Annotated in this window: 3 protein-coding genes, 3 tRNA genes and 1 pseudogene; 4 read left to right on the top strand and 3 right to left on the bottom strand. The window is 70.4% G+C overall.

Going from position 1 to position 3,899, the window contains the following annotated elements; translation table 11 throughout:
• Together IH13_RS0108965 and IH13_RS0108960 are read right to left on the bottom strand one after the other, a co-directional pair.
• Positions 1–470, bottom strand: a pseudogene (locus IH13_RS0108965) (FGGY family carbohydrate kinase); the annotation flags it as partial.
• A 110-nt stretch (positions 471–580) separates the two neighbouring features.
• Entirely contained in the window at positions 581–892 is a 312-nt protein-coding gene (locus IH13_RS0108960; protein ID WP_031082663.1) for a hypothetical protein, read from the bottom strand.
• A gap of 181 nt (positions 893–1,073) precedes the next feature.
• Between IH13_RS0108960 and IH13_RS0108955 the strand changes: the two genes are divergently transcribed.
• From IH13_RS0108955 to IH13_RS0108940, 4 genes are all read left to right on the top strand, one after another.
• Positions 1,074–1,146: transfer RNA gene (locus IH13_RS0108955), tRNA-Asn, on the top strand.
• 5 nt (positions 1,147–1,151) lie between these two features.
• A tRNA-Asn gene (locus tag IH13_RS0108950) sits at positions 1,152–1,224 on the top strand.
• 210 nt (positions 1,225–1,434) lie between these two features.
• Positions 1,435–1,508: transfer RNA gene (locus IH13_RS0108945), tRNA-Ile, on the top strand.
• Positions 1,509–1,877: 369 nt separating this feature from the next.
• A complete protein-coding gene (locus tag IH13_RS0108940; RefSeq protein ID WP_082317552.1) occupies positions 1,878–2,936 on the top strand; it encodes an ABC transporter permease in 1,059 nt (352 codons plus the stop codon).
• 382 nt (positions 2,937–3,318) lie between these two features.
• Here IH13_RS0108940 and IH13_RS0108935 read toward each other — a convergent pair whose 3' ends face one another.
• On the bottom strand, positions 3,319–3,897 hold the full coding sequence (locus IH13_RS0108935) for a hypothetical protein (RefSeq protein WP_031082659.1): 579 nt from the start codon (positions 3,895–3,897) through the stop codon (positions 3,319–3,321).
• Positions 3,898–3,899 lie beyond the last annotated feature (2 nt).

Below are 3,899 nucleotides of genomic sequence, written 5' to 3'. Positions count from 1 at the left end.
CACCCCAGCCAGTCGTGCGGCTGCAGGACGGCGGCGACGCGCTGCGCGTGCTCCGGCTCGCTGCGGGCCAGCCAGCGGAGCTTCGCCACGGGCTGGGCGGCCTGCGGTACGGACCCCACGGCCTCGGCCCAGGCCTGCCGTCCGCCGAGCCCGTCGATCAGGTCCGCGGCGGCGGCCTGCGCCCGCCGGTCGTTGCCCAGCAGCGCGGGGCGTACGAGGTTGCCCTGGTGGTCCAGCGGTACCAGACCGTGCTGCTGCGCGGACACACCGATGGCCTCGACGCCTTCGAGGAGCCCCCCGGAGGCAGCCTCACCGAGGGAGAGGAGCCACGCCTGCGGGTCCACCTCCGCGGCCTTGGCCTCGACGGGATGCGCGGCGTACCCCTGCCGCAGCACCGCACCGGTGTCCGTGTCGCAGACGACGATGTGAGTGAAGGCGGATGAACTGTCCAAGCCGGCCACTATGCCCATACACAAGATTCTGCCGCACCGGCGGAGCGTTCCGTCACCGGGCGGCCCCGCGGGGCGTCCCGCGGGGCCTCGGGGCCGTGCACCGCGCCGGGCGTCCGGCGCGGGCCGGATCACGTGTGCGTGGTGCCCCAGTCGTCGCCGGCGCCGTGGCCGTTGTGCCCGCTGCGCTCGCGCAGCGAACGCACCCGGCCGGAGACCGAGGCCGGGACGCGGTCGCCGACCTTCTCGCTCACCGAGTGGTAGGCCTTGCCCGCGAACTCCCTGCCGCCCTGCGCCGCGGACTCCGCCGCGTTGCGCACCGCCGGGTTCTCCGACAGCCGCTGGGCGGCCTTCCTCAGCTGCTCGTAGCGCTCGCGCCCGGCCCGCGTGCCGAGCACGTAACCGAGGGCCACTCCGGCGATGAACGTGAGCCGGTACCGCATGGCTGCCACCCTTCCTTCGCTCTGTGCGACGTGTGCTGCCCGCCTACCCACGGACCCCCGAGATCACCCCGGGCGATACCGATTGGCGGAGCACCCCCCTGCTTGCGCTAATGTATGTGTCGCAGCGAGCACGCGCCGCCCGGCAGCAGCCAGGCAGGTTCGTTTCGAGGCACCGCAGCAATCCCCTGTAGCTCAATTGGCAGAGCAGCCGGCTGTTAACCGGCAGGTTACTGGTTCGAGTCCAGTCGGGGGAGCGCGATCCCCTGTAGCTCAATTGGCAGAGCATTCGGCTGTTAACCGGAGGGTTACTGGTTCGAGTCCAGTCGGGGGAGCGAGACGGAGAAGGGCCCCGAGGGGCCCTTCTTCGCGTTCCCGCCGACCCCTCCGGCGACTCTTTCGGGGCAATCCCGCAGCGGCCGGAACCGGGCAGCACGCAGCGCTGTCTTCATGGTCACGCGAAGCCGACCATCCGCAGCGAGAGATCGTATGACCGGCTATGCTGCGGCAGACGGCGCGCACACTTGTACGCGCCACGCCGAAACGGGGCGGTAGCTCAGCCGGTTAGAGCAGCGGACTCATAATCCGTCGGCCGTGGGTTCGAGTCCCACCCGCCCCACCGCTGAGGCGTAACGGTTCACCCGTTTGACCAGCATAAACAGGTAGGCCCCCGTCTCGGCGGGGGCCTTTTTGCTGCCTTCAAGATCATTGGCTCGGCCATGGCTCGGCCATGGCTCGGCCGAAACGGCGGAACGGTCTCCAGGGGCTCGGCGGGGGCCTGGCCTGAGAAAACAGGAAGGCCCCCGCTTCATCGGCGGGGGTCTTGTTCACGCTTCAGAGCATCTGGTGGCCCGGTACTCGCCCGGAGTGTCGGGGGGAGTTGCTCGGGTCGTCCCAGGCACAGCTCCAGCAGGGGCGGGGTCTTCACGCCCCTGCCAACGCGCGGGCCGGCGTCCGGCGGCTCAGTACGGCCGCCACGCCGCTGGCCATGGGGGTGACGCTGGCCGCCGTGCAGGTGTTCGGCGCTTCCACGACGATCGCGGCGTCGCAGGAGCAGTTCGAGGACGGCCTCCGGGCCGACCGCGTGCTGACCGCGTCGTCCGGCGCCGGAGTGTCCCCGCAGGCCGTGGACGCCGTGCGCGGTGCGCCCGGGGTCGCCGTGGTGACGCCGGTCGCGCGGATGCGGGTGCTGCTGACGTTTCCGTCCGAGGACAGCACCGCGACCAAGGTCTTCGCCGCCCAGGGTGTCGCGCCCGAACGGCTCTCCGACACCATGGACCTCGAGGTGCTCGAGGGTGACATCGCGAAGCTGGGGGACGGGACGGTGGCGCTGAGCAGGGTCGTCGCGGAGACCGTCCGGGCGCACCGCGGGGAAACGGTCGACCTGCGGCTCGGCGACGGCACGGTGATCGAGCCACGGGTGGTGGCGATCTACGAGAGGGGTCTGGGCTTCGGGGACGTCACCCTCCCCAACGACCTCGTCGTCGCGCACACGACATCGCAGGTCAACAGCGCGGTGCTGATCAGGGCCGAGGACGGAACCGATCCGAAGACGCTCGACGGCGCGCTGCGGAGCGCCGTCGAGCGCTACCCGACGGTCGGGGTGGGCGACCGGGAGGCGTTCCAGAACGCGCCCGGGTCCGGCAGTTCGGGCGACTGGGCGCTCAACCTCCTGTTCCAGACCCTGCTTCTCGGCTACATCGCCATCGCCGTCGTGAACACCCTGGTGATGGCGACGGCGGCGCGGGTTCGCGAGTTCGCCGTGCTGCAACTCATCGGCGCCGACCGGGAGCAGGTCCGCGCGATGATGAACGGCGAGGCCAGGATCGTGATCTTCTCGGCGTTGCTGTTCGGTCTGCTGGCGGCCATCCCGCCGCTCGTCGGCATCAGCAACTCGCTGGCGAAGTCGCCCGTTCCCAGTATTTCTCCCTTCGGCCTCATCGCGATCGTGACGCTCACCGTCGCGCTCTCCTGGGGTTCGATCGCGATGGCCACCAAATACGCCATGCGGCCCGTTCCGGTCGACGCGATCGGCGGGCGTGAGTGATCCGACCGATGGGGCCGCTTACACTGCCGGACAAGGTTGGAAGAACCTGGGCACCGCCATCGACAGTCGCACCGGCGCCGACGTTCCGCCAGCAGGGCAGCCGTGAGCCTGGCCGTCCACCCTGTAAGTGAAGGGGACCCCGTATGCCTCACCCTGCTGTCGTCGTTTTGGTTGAGGTGGAGTGCCGAGGCGGTGCGCCTCCGGGGCTGCGCCGGGCCGTCTGAGCTGGTGTGGGCGTCGCAGTCGGCATCTGCCGGGTACACGCCGTTAGCGCGCCGGATGCACAGCCGCTGATCGGAAGGGTGGCGGTCTGTGCGTCAGCTCGCCCGCCGCCACGACGAAGCCGAAGCGGGGTGGCGGGCGAACTGCGGTCGGGTCACGGTCAAGCGGCGCAGTTGTACCGTTTGGCCAGCCTGGTGGCCACTTCTCGCATCACGGTCGCGTTGTTGCGCGTCGCGGTGTCCGGGTCGACGAGCCTCTTCTCCTTCAGCCTGGCCAGGCGCTCCTCGTCCTGTGAGGGCACCTCGAGTGACGCTGTGATGTACGGGGAGGTCGAGCCCATGCGGGCGGCGCAGCCGGCGGGCAGTGTGACCTCGGCCTGGTCGGGGAGTGCCCAGCCGGTGAATCCGGGACCGAGAGGGACGGAGCCCTTCTTGTCGTACGGGGCGCTCGAGGTGTCTTCGATGAGCAGTTTGTAGACACCTCGGGGATAGTCGTTGTCCGGGTTGGCGCGCAGCCCGGAGCACGCTTTGAACACGTAGTCCGGGCTTCGGCCCTTGCTCTCCCACTGCTCCGCGCTGACCTCGCCGCCCTTGCCGTCGTCGATCAGTCCCGCCGTCTCCCGGCTGAGCGCACCGTGACACAGCGTCTGCGGCAGCGGCGGCTTCTCCTCGTTGTCGGGCCAGAGGCTCGCCGTCACCACGGCCACCCCGGCGGCGCCGAGCACGACGGTCAGCGGCAGCC

Origin of the sequence: Streptomyces sp. NRRL WC-3549 (genome assembly GCF_000721935.1) — a bacterium.
GTDB lineage: Bacteria > Actinomycetota > Actinomycetes > Streptomycetales > Streptomycetaceae > Streptomyces.
Note: the sequence above shows the minus strand (reverse complement) of the source record. Positions and strands in the feature narration are given on the sequence as shown.